Source organism: Hutsoniella sourekii ATCC 700629, from assembly GCF_000518205.1.
Lineage (GTDB): Bacteria > Bacillota > Bacilli > Lactobacillales > Aerococcaceae > Hutsoniella > Hutsoniella sourekii.
Window position 1 is genome coordinate 92051 of sequence record NZ_JADD01000003.1, and the last position, 20606, is coordinate 112656.

The following is a 20606-nucleotide window of genomic DNA, read 5'->3' on the forward strand; positions in this document are numbered from 1 at the left end:
TTTCTTTTTTAGGAGTGAATCAATGAAACAACTTAAGAACCAAAGCTATTTAATCTTTCAGCCTTCAACCAAATACAAAACTCAACGAATCTCAATCCGGTTCTTGCTCCCCTATACCATTCAAACTGCAAGTCAGATGACCTTGCTAGCTAGGATGATGGAAGCAGGATCTAAAGAGATTTCAAGTAAGTCAGAGATTGAAGCGATTCTTGCTGACTTGTATGGAGCTGACCTGTCTATTTCAGGTCAAAGACGGGGCAATTATTATGAAGTTTCCCTTTCAAGTACCATTATTAGAGAAAAGCTTGTCCAGGATAACTTAACTGAGCCTTGGTTTAACTTGATAGAAGAACTATTGTTTAATCAAGAATTTTCGCTAGAAAATTCCAATTTTAACAAGCGATTTAAGCTGGAAAAATCACTCTTATTGCAATATATTGACCGGTTGAAAGATTTACCAGCTCGATTGGTGACAAGGCGATTAATAGATACACTTTATCAATCGGATAAATCTCTTGCGGCTGGTTCTTTTGGCACTAAGGAAGCCGTTGAAGCCATCACTTCATCGGATATTCAAGAGGCTTATCAAACATTGCTCACAAAAAGTCATATAGTCGTATTGGTTCACGGCGAATTTGAGCAAAAGCAACTTGAAAGTTGGATTAATGGTTGGCCAGTCCAATCCAGAGATCTAGAACTTGATTTTCAATCTAATATTATCCCTCTGCCTGATCAGCCCATCGGTTTCAAGAAAGAAAAGATCCAGGCTCAACAAGGAAATTTATTAATGGCTTACCGAATACCTAAGTCATTGAACTTTGAAGAAAGGGTTCTGGCCCTTGTCGCTAATGGCTTATTTGGCGCTTTACCCACATCAAGATTATTTATGACGATTCGCGAACAAGAAAGTCTTGCTTATAGTATACATTCCAGTCTTAATTTGACGCGTCAATTACTTCTTGTTTCAGCTGGAATCCCTTTTGATAAGGGGGAATATGTCTATCGAGCAATTGAAGCCCAGCGTCAGGAACTCGTCCAAGATCTAGCTTCAGGATTGACCTTGGACGATGTTAAACTAACCTTCAAGAGTAATAATATTCAAGCCAGAGACTTTCAATCTAATGAGACGGACTTATTATTTAGTGAATTTACTCGCCCTGAAGAAGACCATTCATTGGATCGATATTTACAAGTAATTCAGCAAATTAATAGCAATCAAATTCATGATTTCTTGGCAAATTTAACCGTTCAAGGCGCTTATTTCTTAGAAGGAGGGCCCATTCATGAATAAAGAATTTTATCCATTGTTAGACGAGACCGTTTATCGTTATCAAATCAGTAATGGTTTACATCTTCAAGTTTTACCCAAAGCTAATTACCATCGTTTTTATGGGGTTCTATCTGCAAAATTTGGCTCCTTAGATAGGTGGTTAATAGATCCCTCCAATGATCACTCTTTTGAAGTGCCAGCTGGAGCAGCCCACTTTTTAGAACATAAATTATTTGAAGGTCCTAATGGCTTGGACGCTTTTTCTTTATTTATGAAGCATGGTGCTAACGCTAATGCCTTTACTTCCAAGCAACAGACCAGTTATTTATTTTCAGGATCCTATGAATTAGACTTAAATTTGAAACAATTACTCGATTTTGTCCAAACGCCTTCTTTTACAGCTGATGGGATTGAAAAGGAGAAGGGGATCATTCTTGAAGAAATGAAAATGTATCAAGATCAACCCACGACGAGACTTCATCAAGAATTAATGACGGCCTTATATCCAAATCATCCCTTGAGTGAAGATATTATAGGGACGGCCCAATCGATTCAAAATATGACCTACAAGGATTTAATGACGGCTTATCAGACCTTCTATCATCCTGAAAACATGTCACTGATGGTTGTAGGAGCGGTTAATCCTGCTCAAATTTATGACATGGTTGAAAAACATCAAAGAGACAAAACGATTGAAAAATCCTCCCTACAGGTAATGAAATTAGACCTTCCAGCTGATCAAGTAGATCGTAAGGAGATTTCATTAAGGGTGAGCCAGCCGATGTTGGCAATAGGCTTGCGGATGAAACCAGTCGACTTGTCAGGTTCAGATTTGTTGAAAGAAATAATTATAGGGCAACTATTTGCCGAGCTACTATTAGGACCTAGTTCAAACTACTATCATCAATGGTACGAGCAAGACTTGATTGATGATAGTTTTGCCTCTGCCATTATTTGCCAAGACCAAGGTCACTATCTTTTAGCCATTGGTACAAGTAAGGATCCATTGGCTTTACAGAAAGCTATTCAAGAAGCTGTATCCACTTGGCAAGATAGCCCAGATTTAACCCAAGCAAAATTAGAAAGCCTCATACGAGGTGAAAGGGGAGATCTCTTGCAAGATTTCAATTCCTTAGAATCGATTGCTTATCATTTGATAGATAGCCAATTTAATGGGTATGATAGTCTACGAGCTTCCGATATATTAGCAACCATACAACTAGAGGATTTGATTAGATACGGGCTAGAATATATTCCTTCAGGAAAATGGTCTCATGTGATTGGGCAACCTTTTTAAAGATTCTTAATTTTTTGACCCAGTTAGATATGTTTCTAATGAGAATATGTTATAATGTTCTCTAGATGTATCATGATAAAGGAGTAAGATTATGAGTGACTTAGGAAGTAAATTGAGAAAGGCCCGAATTGAGAAGGGTTACACTTTAAATACCTTACAACAAATGACAAAAATTCAAAAAAAATATTTGCAAGCGATTGAAGAAGGAAACTATGAAGCGATGCCCGGAAGCTTCTACGTTCGTGCCTTTATCAAGCAATATGCAGATGTTGTGGGATTGAATGGTGATGAGCTACTACTCGAATACGAGGCTGATAGTCTGGATGATGAGGAAGAAACGCCTCTGGTTCAAGACGGACAAGACGATCTGCCGTCTCGACTCAAACGCAATAATTCTGCTGAAAAGTCAACCTTTGAGGTTCTCCTATCCTATGCACCCATTGCAGGATTGGTTTTAATTATTATTTTGATAATGGCTATGTTATTAATGGCTATTCAACAGATATCCCGTTCCGAGAACAAGGAAGTGGCGCAAGAAAGTCAAATCACAACAACCGCTGTCAGTGTATTAAGTCCTGAGAGTGCGTCTGAGGTTAGCGATGAGGAAGTTGCTTCTCAAGGAACGAGCGTGGTATCATCCAATACAAATCTTGCAGAAAATCAAATTCAAGTTGGTAATCAGACCTTAACAATTCAGACCTCAGAATCAGGTGAATCAATCTATTTGATGGATGGTAATCCAGAGGATTATGAATTTGAAGTTAAGGGAAATTCATTTGCTTGGGTTGGAGTCTTTGAAGATGATCGTATTGTTCAGGATACGACTATTAGTGCTGATGATTCCGTTAAACATAAACCGTCTGCTGGCGTGAGACAAGTACAAATTCGCTTGGGGTATCCTGAAGGTGGTCAAGTCTATGTGAATGGTGTAGAAGTGAAGGCACTTAATCCATATACTGCTGAGATTTTCACCTTCCAAAAAGAAGATGCTTCGAATCCTACTGACAATCCAGCTAGTCAAGAAACCATTGCTTTAGATGTTCCGACGGATGAGAGTCAAGTTGAAGCAGTTGATCAGGAGACCCAGACAGAACAAGCGGCTACTTCGTATGAAGGGCCTGCTGTTTTAGCACCTTAGAAGAAGGATTTTTATGAACATAGCTAATAAATTAACAATATTAAGAATGTGCTTGATTCCGATCTTTGTAATTTTAATGATGGTAGATTTTAATTGGGGTCAGGTTGAATTTTTAGGGGCTCTTCTTTCGCTGGAGCAATTAGTGGCGGGTATTATTTTTATCTTTGCTTGTTTGACCGATTATTTAGATGGTTATTTGGCCAGAAAGTACCAATTAATTACGGCCTTTGGTGAATTTTTTGATCCCATGGCTGACAAGCTACTAGTTATTTCTGCTCTGCTACTCTTAATCCAAAAAGGACAAGTAGCTGCCTGGGTGGTTATTATTATTGTTTCTAGGGAATTGCTAGTGACAGGCTTGCGCGTTCTTTTGGCTCGATCCAATGGAAAGGTATTAGCTGCGGCCCTACCAGGAAAAATTAAGACAACCACGCAAATGTTAGCGATTATTTTTTATTTATTTAATAATGCAGGTTTCACCTATTTACCTTTCTCCATTGCTGATTGTTTTCTCTATATTTGCCTTTTCTTTACGGTCTACTCTGGTTTAGACTACTTTTATCATGGTCGCTTCGTCTTTTACGACGTCGACTAGTTTATCGACAATCCAAGCAAGTTGCTTGGATTGTTTATTTATGTTTAAAAATATAAAATAAATAATGTAAAACTGAAAAAAATGTGTATTTATATAATAGGGGGATAATATGAAAGCAGAAATTATCGCTGTGGGCACTGAATTGTTAATGGGCTATACTGTTAATACTAATTCTAGCGATATTGCTAAGAAGCTACTAGAAATTGGTATCGGAACTTACTATCAACAAGTGGTAGGTGATAATCCTGATCGGATGCGTGAAGCAATTGAACTAGCTTCCAGCCGGTCAAACTTAATTATTTTAACGGGTGGCTTGGGCCCGACTCAAGACGATATTACTAAGGATGTCTTAGCAGATTATCTGGAAGAAACATTGATTGAGGACGACCAGCAAATAGAAAAAATTAATACTTATTTTGCTGAAAGAGGGAGAAAACCAACCTCTAACAACTTCCGCCAAGGTCTAACCATATCAAATGGTCTAACTCTAGATAATGAAGCAGGTCTTGCCTGTGGCTTCGCTTACACAAATCAAAAAGATCAAATGTATGTGGTTCTTCCAGGTCCTCCTTTTGAGATGAATGAGGTTCTGCAAAAAGAATTGCTCCCCCTACTTAAGGAGAAAAATGCTAGTCATGAAATTATTGATTCCTTGTATTTAAATTTTCACCAGATAGGCGAATCAAATGTGGCTGATCGACTAGATCATTTGATTGCTGAACAATCTAATCCAACCTTGGCTATCTATGCTCAACCAAGAAAAGTCACCGTTCGGGTTACAGCAAGCGGAAAGGATCAAGAGTCAGTTGACAGACTAAATCAATCAATGGCCCAAGAAGTATTGACAATCCTTTCCGAATATTTTATTGGTTATGGCGAAGAGCAATCCATTGAAAAGTATTTAGTTGAATTTTTAGCTGAAAAAAAATTGACACTTGCTGCCGCGGAAAGTTTAACCAGTGGATTAGTAATGGAATCCTTGTCCCGCGTACCCGGCGCCTCAAAGGTATTATATGGAGGCATGGTAACCTATCAAACGCCCTCAAAGGTTCATTTGCTGGGTGTGCCGCAAGACTTAATCAATGAATATACCGTGGTTAGTCATGAAGTAGCCCAATCCATGGCACAAGCTATCCAAATGAAAGCCCAAACGGATTTTGGTCTAGCCCTCACTGGGGTAGCAGGACCGGATCCGCTAGAAGGCTCTCAACCAGGAACGGTTTTTATTGCGATTGCTCAAAAGGGCTATCCTACTGTTTCTAAGGAATTAACGATTACCGGCCGACCAAGACAAGTCGTTAAAGATGTAGCCAAGACAGAAATATTAACCTACCTAAAAGATTTAGTTGAAAACAGAGAAAATTAGAACATACGTTCCCTTTTTGCTTGCTTATTAGTTAGTATAAGTATAAAATGAAATAGAACTACGAATCGGAGGTAAATTATGGCTGATAAAGAAAGACAAAAAGCCTTAGATATGGCTTTAAAAAATATAGAAAAAAACTTTGGTAAGGGAGCCATTATGAAGTTGGGTGATAAGAGTGATACCCAAATTTCAACTGTTCCATCCGGATCTTTAGCACTGGATGTTGCCTTAGGAGTTGGAGGTTACCCAAGAGGTCGGATTATCGAGTGTTATGGACCCGAATCTTCAGGTAAGACGACTGTTGCCCTTCATGCGATCGCTGAGGTGCAGAAGAATGGTGGGGTGGCGGCTTTTATTGATGCTGAACACGCCTTAGACCCAGAATATGCTAAAAATTTGGGGGTCAACATTGATGAATTGCTTCTATCTCAACCGGATACAGGCGAGCAAGGACTTGAAATTGCCGATGCACTTGTTGCTTCCGGTGCGATTGATATTATCGTTATTGACTCTGTAGCTGCTCTAGTTCCTCGAGCAGAAATTGAAGGAGAGATGGGAGATGCCCACGTTGGTCTTCAAGCACGTTTAATGTCTCAAGCTTTGCGTAAACTATCTGGAGCCGTAAATAAGACTAAGACAATCTGTTTCTTCATTAACCAAATCCGGGAAAAAGTTGGTATTATGTTTGGTAATCCTGAAACAACGCCTGGTGGGCGCGCTTTGAAGTTCTACTCAACGATCCGGTTGGAAGTCAGAAGAGCTGAAACAATTAAAGACTCAGGTCAGATGATTGGAAATCGTACTCGAATTAAAGTGGTCAAAAACAAGGTCGCTCCTCCATTTAGAGAAGCCATGGTCGATATTATATATGGCCAAGGAATCTCACAAGAAGGTGAACTTGTTGATATGGCTGCGGATATCGATGTTATTAAAAAAGCTGGATCCTGGTATTCATACGGTGAAGAAAGGATTGGACAAGGCCGAGAGAGTGCTAAACAATTCCTGATTGATAATCCGGAAATCAAAAAGATTGTCGAACAAAAGGTGCGGGCTCATTATAATATTGGTGAAGAGGTTGAAGATGAACAAGCAGAAGAGTCAGCCGAAGAAGCAACGCAATTAGAATTAGACTAATATGAAAGCTAGTTTGGGACTTCCTAGACTAGCTTATTTAAATAATTCGCTCAAAGCTATCAAAGCGATCATCGATTGATTTCACTTAGTAATTCATTGACTAATTTTAAATTAAAAAGTATGATAGTCTTATGTAGAAATACATAGCTAAATATCCAATTTAAAAATTATTCAATATAGATTCGGAGGTGAATTTATGGACTTTATGTCAATTGCCTTCGTGATCGTTGCATTGATTATTGGGATAGTTGTTGGCTTTCTTATTAAGAATATTTCAGATAAAAACCAAATTGATAATGCTAGAAATAATGCTGAAACTATTGTAGATGATGCGATTAAGCAAGCACAATCATTGAAGCGGGAAGCTTTATTTGAAGCGAAGGAAGAAAATTTAAAGTACCGTAATGAAATAGAAGAAGAGTTAAAAGAACGACGAATGGAAGTGTCTCGTTCCGAACAACGTTTGATTCAAAAGGAAGAACACTTAGATACAAAAAGTAATACTTTGGATCAACGCGAATTGAATATGGAAACCAAAGAACAGGATCTTCTTGAAAGAGCTAATCATCTTGAACAACGAGGTCAAGAAGTTGAGGCGCTCATCTCTAAGCAAGAGGAAGAACTTGAACGGGTTGCCATGATGTCTAGAGAAGAAGCGCGTCAGACGATTATGTTAGAAGCAAAGGTTGAACTAGACAATGATTTAGCAGTGATGGTTCGGGACCGAGAACAAGAAGCCAAAGAAGAGGCCACTCGTAAAGCTAAAGATATTATTTTAGCAGCAGTTCAAAAGACATCAGTAGATGTTGTAACAGATAATACGGTATCCGTTGTTCACTTACCTAATGACGATATGAAAGGTCGGATCATTGGGCGAGAGGGACGAAATATTCGTACTTTTGAAAGTTTAACTGGAATTGATTTGATCATTGATGATACTCCAGATACAGTCGTATTAAGTGGATTTGATCCGATACGTAGAGAAATTGCTAAGATTGCACTTGAAAAATTAATTCAAGATGGGCGTATTCACCCAGCTAGAATTGAAGAGATGGTTGAACGAGCTCGCAAAGAAATTGATGAGAAGATTCGCGAAATGGGCGAAGAAGCTATTTTTGAGTTAGGCATTCATTCGATGCATCCTGATTTAATCAAGATAGTTGGTCGCTTGGCCTACCGAACTTCATACGGTCAAAATGTATTGAAACATAGTATCGAAGTTGCAAAATTAGCTGGCTATATTGCGAGTGAATTTGGAGAAGATACGAATATGGCTAAGCGAGCGGGGCTCCTACATGACTTAGGTAAGGCATTAGATTACGAAGTGGAAGGAACCCATGTGGAAATTGGTGCTGAAATTGCAAGACGTTATAAAGAAAACGAAACTGTAATCAATGCGATAGCTTCACACCATGGTGATATTCCTGCAACCAATGCCATTTCGGTTATTGTTGCTACAGCTGACGCCTTGTCTGCTGCCAGACCGGGTGCTAGAAGTGAATCTCTTGAAAATTATATTCATCGTTTACAACAGTTAGAAGAAATTTCGAACAGTTTTGATGGAGTCGATCATAGTTACGCAATTCAAGCGGGCCGTGAGTTGAGAGTTATTGTTGAACCGAATAAGATCAATGATCCACAAGCAGCGAAATTAGCTTACCATATTAAGAAACGTATTGAATCTGAAATGAACTATCCAGGTAATGTGAAAGTAACGGTCATTCGTGAGACAAGAGCGATTGAAGTTGCTAAATAAGAAATTAATACCAGGCTTCAGCCTGGTATTTTATTATTTAAGGGGGTAGCTAGCTTTAATTAAGGGATAAAGAGTGGCTTTATCTTTATTTCAAAAGAAAAAACCACTATAATTTATTTAATACATTAGAAAGAGGTGATTATTTGAATCATTGGAGACAATTAGATCGATTAATCATGAAATATTTGCTCATTGCGGGCGTCATTATTCTATTGGTTTTAAAGTTTGACTGGATTAGGCAATGGTTAGATAAAGTTGTTATTATCCTTAGTCCGATTCTTATTGGAGCAGGAATGGCTTATATCCTAAATATTTTGATGGTCTTCTTTGAAAAGTATTATTTCCCTGAAAGCGAAGAGGATTGGGTAGAGAAAACTCGACGGCCGGTGGCTATTACTTTAGCAATTATTGTGGTAGCAATGACAGTTGTAATCGTGATGAGCTTAATTATTCCGCAATTAATTTCAGTTATTCAAGAATTTATTCGAATCATTCCATTAGTCCTTAATCAATTGCAAATGTGGTTGAATAAGAACCGAGAATTGATTCCGGTTATTGGGGATTATATTGGACAAATTGATTTTAATTGGCAACAAATTGTAAGAAGAGCGATTAACTTAATCAATAATATGACTGGAAATTTAATTGGAACAACCCTTTCTACAGTAACCTCTCTATTTAGCTTCTTGGTTAACTTTTTATTATCTTTGATGTTTGCTATTTATTTACTAGTATCAAAAGAAAAATTAGGCAAGCAATTCAAACGATTTTTGAGTGCTTATACTCAACCTAAGTGGAACAAACGGATTCTCTATGTCTTAGATGTTCTTGATTATTCCTTTTCAAACTTTATTACTGGAGAAGTTATTGAAGCATTTATTCTTGGAAGTATGGTAACAGTAGGAATGTGGATCTTTCAATTTCCATATGCAACTATGATCGGAGCCTTAACAGGGTTCACTGCCTTGATACCAATTATTGGTGCCTATCTATCTGGGGCGGTAGGTTTCTTGCTGATTTTTGTGCAGTCTCCGCTTCAAGCTTTAGCCTTCTTAGTTTTTATCCTGGTTGTTCAACAAATTGAAGGTAATTTGATCTATCCTCGAGTGGTTGGTAATTCGATTGGTCTACCATCTATATGGGTTCTTGCTTCAATTACAGTTGGCGGTGGTTTGTGGGGCGTGATGGGTATGCTTTTAGGTGTTCCTATTGCTTCGGCACTTTACAAACTCTTGCAAAATAATATTCGATATCGCGAAAGAGCAGGCAAAATGAACGAGCAGATTGAAGCTTAGGAGAATATTTAGATAAAGCGACTTTACCGTCTTGCTTTTTGCCAGTGCTTCATGTAAGATAATAGACGGTATTAAACCAAAACACACGCTTGTTGGATAACTCTTAAGGTGCTTTCTCACGGGAGTTTAAGAGCTAGGCGAAGCAAGCGGAGGAAAAAAACCAAATGGAGGAATTATAATGTCAGTAATCTCAATGAAACAGTTATTAGAAGCCGGTGTCCACTTTGGTCACCAAACACGTCGTTGGAATCCAAAAATGAAGAAATATATCTTCACAGAGCGTAATGGTATCTACATTATCGACCTACAAAAAACCGTTAAATTAGTAGATGATGCATACAATTTTGTGCGTGATCAAGCGGCTGATGGAGCTGTCGTTTTATTCGTAGGAACTAAGAAACAAGCTCAACAATCAATTGAAGAACAAGCTAAACGTGCAGGTCAATACTATGTTAACCACCGTTGGTTAGGTGGTCTATTGACTAACTGGGAAACAATTCAAACAAGTATCAAGCGTCTTAAAGAAATTGAAAAAATGGAAGAAGACGGTATGTTTGAAGTATTACCAAACCTTGAAGTTCTTGAATTGCGCAAGGAATTAGAGCGTCTCGAACGTAACTTAGGTGGTATTAAAGATATGCCACGTAAACCAGACGTAATCTACATCGTTGATCCTCGTAAAGAACATATTGCGATCAACGAAGCTAAGAAACTTCAAATTCCAGTCGTAGCAATGGTGGATACTAACTGTGATCCGGATGTTGTAGACTATGTTATCCCTTCAAACGATGATGCGATCCGTGCTATCAAGCTAATTACACAAGCTATGGCTGATGCAGTTATCGAAGGTAACCAAGGTCAAAGTCAAGATGCTGGTGAAGAAGAACAATCTGATAAAGAGTTCTTTGATAACTTATTCGATTCAGAAGAAGAAGCTGGCCAAGAATAATCGAATTATAAATGTAACTGACTTAATTCAGGCTATCAACAGGGACTGACCTTGGACCTGTATTAAGTCAGTTTTTTGTTAAATGACTTAAAATTTGAGGAGGAGTATTGAATGGCAAAAATTTCTGCTAAACAAGTAAAAGAGTTGCGCGATATGACAGGTGTAGGGATGATGGATGCAAAGAATGCCCTAACCGAAGTTGATGGAGATATGGATAAGGCAGTCGATTTTCTTCGCGAAAAAGGCCTAGCAAAAGCAGCAAAAAAAGCAGATCGTATTGCAGCTGAAGGTCTAGCTGCTACCTATGTTGATGGAAATACTGCTGCTATTATTGAAGTGAACTCTGAAACTGACTTCGTAGCTAAAAACGCAGAATTCCAAAATTATGTTAAAGTTATTGCTGAAGCCGTTGCTAAAAACAAACCAGCTAATATGGATGAAGCCTTAGCCTTAGAAGTGGATGGCCAATCAATTGCTGATTTAGTGACAGAAGCCACCAATAAAATCGGTGAAAAGATTTCATTCCGCCGTTTTGAATTATTGGAAAAATCAGATGATGATGCTTTCGGTGAATATTTACATAATGGTGGCTTGATTGCTGCTCTTACTTTAGTGGAAGGAACCACGGACTCTGATTTAGCTCGTGACATTACGATGCACGTTGCTGCTATTAATCCTCGTTATGTTAATCGTGATGAAGTTCCTGAGGATGTATATAATAAAGAGGAAGAAATTCAAAAAGAAATCGCCTTAAACGAAGGCAAGCCTGAAAATATCGTTGAAAAAATGATTAAGGGTCGTATGAATAAGTTCCTATCTGAAATTAGCTTAACGGAACAACCTTTCATCAAAGATGGTGACCAAACAGTTGGTCAATATGCCGCTAGCAAGAATGGTACCGTAACAAAATTTGTTCGTTACCAAGTTGGTGAAGGTATGGAAAAACGTGAAGAAGATTTCGCAGCAGAAGTTGCTTCACAAATGAAATAATTTATTTGCCCCAGTTACTGGGGCTTTTTTTAGGGAATGTTAGGATTACAAAGAAGGGGAGTGGCTTTTTTGCAACCGAAGTACAAGCGCGTTGTTTTGAAATTAAGTGGAGAAGCTATTGCAGGGAGTAAAGGCTTTGGATTGGATCCAGCTACCATCCAAATGATGGCTCAAGAAATCAAGGATATTTATGATTTAGGAGTCGAGATTGCTATTGTCGTAGGTGGCGGTAATATCTGGCGAGGATCAACAGGTGAAGAGATGGGTATGGAACGTGCTCAAGCTGATTATATGGGCATGTTAGCAACGATTATGAATGCTTTAGGTCTTCAAGATGTTCTTGAAAATAATGATGTTCCAACCCGTGTGCAAACTTCCATTGAGATGCGTCAAATAGCTGAACCATATATTCGTCGTAAAGCGATTCGCCATCTGGAAAAAGATCGTGTGGTTATCTTTGCTGGTGGTACAGGGAACCCTTATTTTACGACTGATACGACGGCAGCCCTGAGAGCCGCTGAGATTAATGCTGACGTTATTTTAATGGCTAAAAATAATGTCGATGGGGTCTATGATTCAGATCCATCTATCAACAAAGAAGCGATTAAATATGAAAATCTAACCCATCTTGATGTTATTGCCAAAGGGCTAAAAGTGATGGATGCGACAGCTAGCTCCCTAAGTATGGATAATGACATTCCTCTAGTTGTTTTCAATTTAAACGAGCCCGGAAATATTCGACGAGTGGTATTAGGCGAAAATATCGGAACGACTGTTTCTAGGGACTAGTAGAGTGATTTATCGGGAAAAATTTGCTATAATTAATCTAATATAATCACATCAAGGAGGATTTATTTATGTCAGCTGACCAGTTATTACCCAAAACAAAAGACCGTATGCAGAAATCAGTTGAGGCTTATCGTCGTGAAGTAGCTACTATTCGTGCTGGTAGAGCAAATGCTAGTATTTTAGACCGAGTTCAAGTGGAATATTATGGGGTGCCTACGCCATTAAATCAGTTAGCAAGCATTACGATTCCAGAAGCTAGAATGTTGGTCATTTCACCTTACGATAAATCAAGTTTAGGCGAAATCGAAAAAGCTATCCAAAAAAGTGATGTGGGAATCACACCAAACAATGACGGTGACGTCATTCGATTAGTAATTCCGGCTTTAACGACAGACAGACGTAAGGAATTAGTTAAGGTAGTTAGTCAAGAGCAAGAAAATGCTAAGATTAGCATCCGTAATATTCGTCGAGATATGATTGATGAAGCGAAAAAACTTGAAAAAAATAACGAATTAACTGAAGATGATCTTCGTCAAGCTGAAGAAGATATCCAGAAAATCACTGATGATGCTATCAAACAAGTAGAAGCAATTACAAAAGAAAAAGAAGAAGAAATTATGAATGACTAATTTTAACTAAAGCCAATGCCTGCCATTGGCTTTTTTATTATGGATAAATCTAATCGAATAGAGGCTATCAAGTGCTAGGATAAATTATCCGGTAAAAGGGATACTTTTTTCCTCTAGTTTGTTATAATTAATCAAGTAATCAATCATGAAGGAGTCGTTTCATGGATAGAGAATTAAAAATCCCCAATCATGTAGCCATTATAATGGATGGCAATGGCCGTTGGGCTACCAAGCGATTCATGCCAAGAGTAATGGGCCACCGTAAGGGAGTCGAAGCCATTAAGAGTATCACCATTAAAGCCCATCAATTAGGCATAAAAATATTGACACTTTATGCTTTTTCCACAGAGAATTGGGCTCGCCCTAAGGAAGAAGTCAATTATTTAATGAACTTGCCAAAAGATTTTTTTACTGACTTTTTACCTCAGATTATGGAAAATAATGTAAAGGTTCAAGTAATGGGAGATATCGCTGGTTTACCCGAGTCCACTCATGACATATTAAATAAAGTATTAGACCAGACCAAAGACAATACGGGGTTAATCCTAAATTTTGCGATTAATTATGGTAGCCAGCAGGAGATTACCCAGGCAGTTAAAAATATTGCCAAAGAGGTTCAACTGGGTGTGTTAGACTCAGAAGCAATTGATGAAAATTTAATTGCTGATCATTTAGAAACAAGTCGGTATGGTGATCTAGCCAATCCTGATCTTTTAATTAGGACGAGTGGCGAGTTACGTTTAAGTAACTTTTTATTGTGGCAATTAGCTTATAGTGAATTTTATTTCACTGATATTTTGTGGCCAGATTTTGATGGACAAGCACTTGAAGAGGCGGTACTTGCTTACACTCAAAGAGATCGTCGTTTTGGCCGGCTAAAATAATTTAATTAAGGAGCATAATATGCGACAACGTTTAGTGAGTGCCATCATTGCAATTATTTTATTTGTCCCCTTTGTCATTAAAGGTGGGGGCTATTTTGCATTTTGTATGGCTGTGTTAGGAATCGTTGCTATTTATGAATTTATTAAGATGAGTGGCTTAAGTTTTATGGATTATGGGATTGGTCTAATTGCTTCGTTTGGCATGCTAGCCTTATTAATTCCAAATTATTTATTGCCCGCACCCTTAGCTACGATTCATTTAGATTATTTTTTCTACCTGTCGACTGTTTTTCTACTTTTACTTATGGTCATTAAGAACCAGAAAATCGCTTTTGCTGATATTACGGGTATTATTTTTGCAATGATATATATTGGTTATGGATTTGGTTTTTTGGTTCAAATTCGTGAACTAGGAATCTTAACTATTCTATACCAATTCTTAGTGGTTTGGTCGACTGATATTGGCGCTTATGTCTTTGGTCGTCAATTTGGCAAGAGAAAATTGGCACCCCACATCTCGCCCAATAAAACCATTGAGGGATCTCTGGGAGGAATAGCCTTATCAACTGTTATTGGGATCATTTATGTTAACTTATTTAACCCAAACTTTGTCATGTTAACGAATGTTTGGATCTTGACGATTGTGATGTCAATTATGGGGCAGTTAGGTGATTTGGTGGAATCGATGATTAAGCGTCATTTCAAGGTAAAAGATTCGGGTAATTTTATGCCGGGTCATGGTGGAGTACTGGATCGTTTTGATAGTATGATTTTTACCAGTTTTATTTTTATGATGTGGTTGAATATATTTTCTTAGATGATGGAGTGAGTAAATGACGACAGTCTTAACTTTTTTATTAATCTTTTCAGTAATCGTAATCATCCATGAGTTTGGACACTTTTATTTTGCTAAGAGAGCTGGGATTCGCGTTAGGGAGTTTGCAATTGGCATGGGTCCCAAATTATTTAGTAAGCAAGGATCCGACGGAACAGCTTATACCCTAAGAATGTTGCCACTGGGCGGTTATGTCCGTATGGCGGGGGTGAATGAAGAGGAAGAGATTCAAGCAGGAATGCAAGTGGGCCTTGAATTTGGTCAGGATGATCAGGTGGTAACGATCAATCTGCAAGATCAATCGGATGGTAATCAATTACCTGTTCGGGTAGATTATGTTGACCTACTGGATGAAATGGTTATCGAAGCCTATCCTCAAAATAGCGACGACTTAATTAGATATCAGGTATCGGATCATGCTCAAATTATTGAAGCAGATGGAACAATTATTCAAGTGGCTCCTCGATCTACTCGTTATGAAAGCGCCAGTGTTGGTCATAAATTAATGACTAACTTTGCTGGACCAATGAATAACTTTATTTTGTCTGTCATAACTTTTATTGTTGTGGGTCTATTATTGCCGGGAATACCTAGTGGCAGTAATGTTATAGGGGAAGTGATTGAAGACTCCCCAGCTCAAGTAGCTGGTCTAGTAGCCGGCGACCAGATTTTGTCAATTAATGGTGTCGAAGTTGAAACTTGGTCGGATGTTCAAGGCGAAATATTACCACATCCTAACCAAGAACTCGATTTAATGGTTCGACGTGGAGGAGAGCAAAAAAGCTTAACTGTTAAAACTCGGTCGGTTACCCAGGAACAGACAGGACAAGAGTATGGACAAATTGGCATTACCCAAAGTCTGTCTAAAGACTTATTTTCTAGAATTAAGTATGGTTTTACGACCACATGGGCCATTATGACTTCCATTGTAATAGCCATCTATCGCCTGATATTTGTTAACTTTGACTTAAATATGTTGGGTGGACCGGTTGCTATGGCGCAAATGACTAATCAGGTTGTTCAATTTGGTTGGCTTTCAGTTTTAGAGCTTTTGGGTATGCTTTCAGCTAACATCGGAATGCTCAACCTCTTTCCAATACCAGCATTGGATGGTGGTAAGATTCTGTCTAATCTAATTGAACTGGTCAGAGGTAAACCAATAAGTCAGGAAAAAGAAGGAATCATTAGTCTCATTGGTGTTATCTTACTCTTGATTCTGATGGTCCTAGTTACTTGGAATGATATCAGTCGTTTATTTAATTAATAAGAGAAGGATGTTATGGTTAGCCTTAGCATCCTTTCTTTTATCGAAAGGGGTCAACAATTAATTGGAAGATAAAAGAAGTTTATTTAAGGTGCTTTTAGATCAAATTCAGTTAAATAATGAAGATTTACGTGACCACTTACAGGCAGCCAGTGTAGTAAAAGTTGATATAATGGTTCAGTCAAAGGCTTGGCACTTCTATCTAAGAAATCCTAAACGGATCCATCCAGATGCTTACCAAATCTTTCAAGAGAAGATTCAATCAGCCTTCCATGAAGTTGGAGACATTGAGGTTTATTGGCAATTCGACGAAGATTCTCCGGATCAAGAAGTAATCCAACACTATTGGTTTGCTATGCTATCTAGTCTTTATAAAGAAAAGCCCTTCATTAAGGCATGTTTAGACCACGCTAACTATACTTACAACGATGGAAAACTTAGTGTCGGCTTATCTAGTCAAAATTCAGTAGATTTATTAATCAACAAGTATCATCCACTATTAATGAAACGTTTACAACAAGTAGCTATCAGTGATTTAGAGATTGATTATTATTTGGATGAATCTCTCAAAGACCAGGAAATCGGTTCATTTAGAGACCGCCAATCCCAAGAAGATGAAGAAAATCTTTTGCAGGCCTTAGAAGCTCAATCACGAAAAGAAGAACTGGCACAAATCAGTCCAATAGATCAAGAAATTGAACCGATTGGTAAGGACATTCCCAATGGTCCAATCCTACCTATGAATGAATTGGAGGATAATCAATATCGTCAGATTATTGAGGGCTATATTTTCCACAAAGAGTCTAAGGAACTTAAGGGTGGGAACATCTTGCTTATAATGCAAGTCACTGATTATACCAGTTCTGTTACTGTTAAGTTGATCTCAGGACGACGCATCAAGGCTTCTTCATTTGATCTCTATAATAAAGGAGATTGGATCCGATTAGAAGGAGATATGGTTCCTGATAATTATACTTCGGAACTGTACTTTCGACCTCGAAGTGTTAGAAATATTAAACCTAAGATGGTTCGAGAAGATCAAGCACCAGAAGGTAAACGCCGAGTAGAACTACATGCTCACACTCAAATGAGTCAATTAGATGCAACCAACTCTGCCACGGATATTATTGCTCAAGCTGCCAAGTGGGGACACCCGGCAGTAGCTATTACTGATCATGCAACGGTTCAGTCTTTTCCTGAAGCCTATCGAGCAGGTAAGGCCCACGGCATCAAAGTGCTTTATGGGATGGAAGCTTATGTTGTTAATGATGGCGAGCCGGTAGCATATAATTTAACCGATCAAGTACTTGATACGGCTACCTATGTGGTTTTTGATGTGGAAACAACAGGTCTTTCTTCGGTTTATGATGTTATTATTGAATTAGCCGGGGTGAAAATGCAAGAGGGTGAAGTTGTAGATACCTTTGAAACCTTTGTTAATCCTCATCGCCCAATTTCAGCTTTAATCACTGATTTAACTGGTATATCTAATAGCATGGTAGCTGACGCACCGGATATTGATTCGGTTATGCAAGACTTCAAAGAATTTTGCCAAGGAAGTATTTTAGTGGCCCATAATGCTAGTTTTGATATGGGTTTTATTAATAAGGCCTACAAGAATTTAGGTATGGAAGAAGCTAAAAATCCAGTCATTGATACATTGGAATTATCACGCTTAGTAAATCCAGAGCTAAGAGCTCACCGGTTAAATACGTTGGCTAAACGCTATAATATTCCACTTGAGCAGCACCACCGTGCCGTTTATGATTCTCAGACAACCGGTTACTTGCTCTATAAAATGTTGGAGCAGGCCCGGGAGGATTATGATATCACTAATCATCAGCAACTCAATGACTTTATGGGGCAAAACGATGCCTACAAACAGGCCCGTCCCTTCCACGCTAGCTTACTTGTTCAGAGCCAAGAAGGACTCAAAGATCTCTTTAAGCTAGTCTCTGAATCTAACTTGAATTATTTCTTCCGTGTACCAAGAGTACCCAGAAGCCTGTTAAACAAATACAGTCAGCATTTATTGATTGGTACAGCTTGCAGTGAAGGCGAGGTCTTCTCGGCCTTGTTAGAAAAAGGCTATGATGAGGCATTAAAATTAGCCAAAAATTATGACTATATTGAAGTGCAACCCCCTCAGGCTTATCAGCAACTCATTGACGAAGAGCGGATCAAATCTCAAGAAGATTTACAGGCTTTGTTACAACAGATGATAGACTTGGGTAAGGAATTGAAGATTCCAGTGGTTGCAACCGGAAATGTTCACTACCTCGATCCTAAAGATAGTATTTACCGAGAAGTTATTGTCCAATCTCTTAAAGTCAACGCAAACCGTCAAGTCAAGTTACCTCCATTGCATTTTCGAACAACTGATGAGATGCTAGAAGACTTCTCCTTCTTAGGTAGTCAAGTGGCTCAGGAGATTGTTATTGAGAACCCTCAAGCTCTTGCTAATTCAATTGATGAGATTCAGGTCATCAAATCAGATTTATATACTCCGAAGATTGAAGGGGCAGAGCAAGAAATTACTGACTATTCATACAAAGTGGCACATCAAATGTATGGCGATCAATTACCTCAATTAGTGGAAGATCGAATAGAAAAAGAACTGGCCTCGATCATATCCAACGGTTTTGCTGTTATTTATTTGATTTCGCAAAAGTTAGTACTCAAATCAAATGAAGATGGCTACCTAGTTGGTTCTCGTGGATCCGTAGGTTCAAGTTTGATCGCTACTTTAACAGGAATTACAGAAGTGAATCCTTTGCCCCCTCATTATTATTGTCCGGATTGTCATTACAATGAGTTCTTTACTGAAGGGGAATACGGTTCAGGTTATGATTTACCGGATAAAGAATGTCCCCATTGCCACAAAGCTTTAAAACGTGAAGGACAGGATATTCCATTTGAGACTTTTTTAGGTTTTCATGGTGACAAAGTTCCAGATATTGATTTGAACTTTTCAGGTGAATATCAAGCCCGAGCTCACGCCTATACCAAAGAGCTTTTTGGTGAAGACTACGTTTACCGAGCCGGAACTATCGGAACAGTCGCACAAAAGACAGCCCTTGGATATGTAAGAGGTTATTTGGAGCATACGGGTGGTCAATTACCCCAAGCCGAGAAGGAACGGTTGGCTCATGGAATTGAAGGAGTCAAACGAACTACCGGCCAGCACCCTGGTGGGATTATTGTTATTCCTGATTACATGGATGTTTTTGATTTTACACCAATTCAATATCCCGCAGATGACTTAGGAGCCGAGTGGCGGACCACACACTTTGATTTCCATTCTATTGATGAGAATGTCTTGAAACTGGATATTCTAGGTCACGATGACCCAACAATGATTCGGATGCTCCAAGATCTCTCCGGTATTGATCCATTGACCATTAATGTCACTGATCCTGGAATCATGCAACTCTTCCAAGGAGTTGAAGTCCTAGGGGTTAGCCCTGAACAGATTTACTCCGAGACTGGAACGCTGGGCATTCCAGAATTCGGAACTAATTTTGTTAGAGGCATGGTAGCAGAGACAAGACCTTCAACTTTTGCTGAATTATTAAAGATTTCAGGTCTTTCCCATGGGACAGATGTTTGGTTAGGAAATGCTCAAGAACTTATCCGTAATAATGTGATTCCTTTTGCGGAGGTTATTGGCTGTCGTGATGATATTATGGTTAATTTAATTCATTATGGCCTAGACGATGGACTAGCCTTTAAGATTATGGAGAGTGTTCGTAAAGGGAAGGGAATTCCTGATGATTGGCAAGAAGAAATGAGAGCGCATGAGGTACCTGAATGGTATATTGAATCTTGTCTAAAAATTAAATACATGTTCCCTAAGGCTCATGCGGCAGCTTATGTCATCATGGCTTTGAGAGTGGGCTATTTCAAGGTCTACCACCCATTGCTCTATTATGCTGCTTATTTCTCAGTTCGGGCCAAGGATTTTGACCTGGTTGCAATGTATCAAGGCAAGGAAATGGTCAAACGACGAATTAGAGAAATTAGAGACAAAGGTTTTAGCGCCACTAACAAGGAAAATGTTTTAATTACTGAATTGGAGATCGCTAATGAAATGTTGGAACGTGGTTATCATTTCCAGATGGTTAATTTGGAAAAATCAGATGCCAAAAACTTTATTATTGAAGGGGATTCTCTGATTCCACCGTTTCGCGCAGTCCCAAGTTTGGGAACTAATGTTGCTGAGCAAATTGTTAAAGCTAGAGAAGAGGCAAGCTTCCTTTCAAAAGAAGATTTACAAAAAAGAGGTAAGGTATCCAAGACGATTATTGATTATCTCACGGAACATGGTGTTTTAGATGGTTTACCAGATGAAGATCAGTTGAGCTTGTTTTAGTTATTATCCTCAAAAAAATCGGACTACCGTTTCAAACGATAGT

General features: G+C 38.6%; 16 protein-coding genes. All 16 read left to right on the forward strand.

Features of this window, described 5'->3' with window-relative positions; translation table 11 throughout:
• Positions 1-22: 22 nt before the first annotated feature.
• The 16 genes from T408_RS0100420 to T408_RS0100495 all read left to right on the forward strand — a co-directional run bounded on the left by T408_RS0100420 (position 23) and on the right by T408_RS0100495 (position 20563).
• A complete protein-coding gene (locus T408_RS0100420; RefSeq protein WP_028118192.1) occupies positions 23-1291 on the forward strand; it encodes a M16 family metallopeptidase in 1269 nt (422 codons plus the stop codon).
• A complete protein-coding gene (gene yfmH / locus T408_RS0100425; RefSeq protein WP_028118193.1) occupies positions 1284-2567 on the forward strand; it encodes an EF-P 5-aminopentanol modification-associated protein YfmH in 1284 nt (427 codons plus the stop codon). Before T408_RS0100420 ends, yfmH begins: the two co-directional genes overlap by 8 nt.
• A gap of 91 nt (positions 2568-2658) precedes the next feature.
• The gene (locus tag T408_RS11595; RefSeq protein WP_051444689.1) at positions 2659-3705 is read left to right on the forward strand and encodes a helix-turn-helix domain-containing protein; all 1047 of its coding nucleotides are present in this window, start codon (positions 2659-2661) and stop codon (positions 3703-3705) included.
• Between the two features lie 13 nt (positions 3706-3718).
• On the forward strand, positions 3719-4300 hold the full coding sequence (gene pgsA, locus T408_RS0100435) for a CDP-diacylglycerol--glycerol-3-phosphate 3-phosphatidyltransferase (protein WP_028118194.1): 582 nt from the start codon (positions 3719-3721) through the stop codon (positions 4298-4300).
• Positions 4301-4409: 109 nt separating this feature from the next.
• On the forward strand, positions 4410-5666 hold the full coding sequence (locus T408_RS0100440) for a competence/damage-inducible protein A (RefSeq protein WP_028118195.1): 1257 nt from the start codon (positions 4410-4412) through the stop codon (positions 5664-5666).
• A 78-nt stretch (positions 5667-5744) separates the two neighbouring features.
• Positions 5745-6800 carry a recombinase RecA gene (recA, locus tag T408_RS0100445; RefSeq protein WP_028118196.1) on the forward strand — a complete coding sequence of 352 codons (1056 nt, stop codon included), beginning with the start codon at positions 5745-5747 and terminating at the stop codon, positions 6798-6800.
• 196 nt (positions 6801-6996) lie between these two features.
• Positions 6997-8556, forward strand: coding sequence for a ribonuclease Y (gene rny / locus T408_RS0100450; RefSeq protein ID WP_028118197.1), 1560 nt, complete (start codon positions 6997-6999; stop codon positions 8554-8556).
• A gap of 143 nt (positions 8557-8699) precedes the next feature.
• Positions 8700-9851 (forward strand): AI-2E family transporter, encoded by a 1152-nt coding sequence (locus T408_RS0100455; protein ID WP_028118198.1) that lies wholly within the window; start codon positions 8700-8702, stop codon positions 9849-9851.
• Positions 9852-10029: 178 nt separating this feature from the next.
• The gene (gene rpsB / locus T408_RS0100460) at positions 10030-10800 is read left to right on the forward strand and encodes a 30S ribosomal protein S2 (protein WP_028118199.1); all 771 of its coding nucleotides are present in this window, start codon (positions 10030-10032) and stop codon (positions 10798-10800) included.
• Positions 10801-10911: 111 nt separating this feature from the next.
• Positions 10912-11790 (forward strand): translation elongation factor Ts, encoded by an 879-nt coding sequence (gene tsf / locus T408_RS0100465; RefSeq protein WP_028118200.1) that lies wholly within the window; start codon positions 10912-10914, stop codon positions 11788-11790.
• Positions 11791-11826: 36 nt separating this feature from the next.
• Positions 11827-12579 carry a UMP kinase gene (pyrH, locus tag T408_RS0100470; RefSeq protein WP_051444690.1) on the forward strand — a complete coding sequence of 251 codons (753 nt, stop codon included), beginning with the start codon at positions 11827-11829 and terminating at the stop codon, positions 12577-12579.
• 68 nt (positions 12580-12647) lie between these two features.
• Entirely contained in the window at positions 12648-13208 is a 561-nt protein-coding gene (frr, locus tag T408_RS0100475; RefSeq protein WP_028118202.1) for a ribosome recycling factor, read from the forward strand.
• Positions 13209-13369: 161 nt separating this feature from the next.
• On the forward strand, positions 13370-14092 hold the full coding sequence (locus tag T408_RS0100480) for an isoprenyl transferase (protein WP_028118203.1): 723 nt from the start codon (positions 13370-13372) through the stop codon (positions 14090-14092).
• A gap of 19 nt (positions 14093-14111) precedes the next feature.
• A complete protein-coding gene (locus T408_RS0100485; protein ID WP_028118204.1) occupies positions 14112-14909 on the forward strand; it encodes a phosphatidate cytidylyltransferase in 798 nt (265 codons plus the stop codon).
• 16 nt (positions 14910-14925) lie between these two features.
• A complete protein-coding gene (gene rseP, locus T408_RS0100490; RefSeq protein ID WP_028118205.1) occupies positions 14926-16191 on the forward strand; it encodes an RIP metalloprotease RseP in 1266 nt (421 codons plus the stop codon).
• 64 nt (positions 16192-16255) lie between these two features.
• Positions 16256-20563 (forward strand): PolC-type DNA polymerase III, encoded by a 4308-nt coding sequence (locus tag T408_RS0100495; protein WP_028118206.1) that lies wholly within the window; start codon positions 16256-16258, stop codon positions 20561-20563.
• Positions 20564-20606 lie beyond the last annotated feature (43 nt).

What these genes read in the sequence shown, in the direction of transcription:
- T408_RS0100420 (WP_028118192.1), top strand. Translation starts at nt 23, where the DNA reads ATGAAACAACTTAAGAACCAAAGCTATTTAATCTTTCAGCCTTCAACC.
- T408_RS11595 (WP_051444689.1), top strand. Translation starts at nt 2,659, where the DNA reads ATGAGTGACTTAGGAAGTAAATTGAGAAAGGCCCGAATTGAGAAGGGT.
- rseP (WP_028118205.1), top strand. Translation starts at nt 14,926, where the DNA reads ATGACGACAGTCTTAACTTTTTTATTAATCTTTTCAGTAATCGTAATC.
- yfmH (WP_028118193.1), top strand. Translation starts at nt 1,284, where the DNA reads ATGAATAAAGAATTTTATCCATTGTTAGACGAGACCGTTTATCGTTAT.
- rpsB (WP_028118199.1), top strand. Translation starts at nt 10,030, where the DNA reads ATGTCAGTAATCTCAATGAAACAGTTATTAGAAGCCGGTGTCCACTTT.
- pyrH (WP_051444690.1), top strand. Translation starts at nt 11,827, where the DNA reads ATGTTAGGATTACAAAGAAGGGGAGTGGCTTTTTTGCAACCGAAGTAC.
- rny (WP_028118197.1), top strand. Translation starts at nt 6,997, where the DNA reads ATGGACTTTATGTCAATTGCCTTCGTGATCGTTGCATTGATTATTGGG.
- frr (WP_028118202.1), top strand. Translation starts at nt 12,648, where the DNA reads ATGTCAGCTGACCAGTTATTACCCAAAACAAAAGACCGTATGCAGAAA.
- pgsA (WP_028118194.1), top strand. Translation starts at nt 3,719, where the DNA reads ATGAACATAGCTAATAAATTAACAATATTAAGAATGTGCTTGATTCCG.
- T408_RS0100440 (WP_028118195.1), top strand. Translation starts at nt 4,410, where the DNA reads ATGAAAGCAGAAATTATCGCTGTGGGCACTGAATTGTTAATGGGCTAT.
- T408_RS0100480 (WP_028118203.1), top strand. Translation starts at nt 13,370, where the DNA reads ATGGATAGAGAATTAAAAATCCCCAATCATGTAGCCATTATAATGGAT.
- recA (WP_028118196.1), top strand. Translation starts at nt 5,745, where the DNA reads ATGGCTGATAAAGAAAGACAAAAAGCCTTAGATATGGCTTTAAAAAAT.
- tsf (WP_028118200.1), top strand. Translation starts at nt 10,912, where the DNA reads ATGGCAAAAATTTCTGCTAAACAAGTAAAAGAGTTGCGCGATATGACA.
- T408_RS0100485 (WP_028118204.1), top strand. Translation starts at nt 14,112, where the DNA reads ATGCGACAACGTTTAGTGAGTGCCATCATTGCAATTATTTTATTTGTC.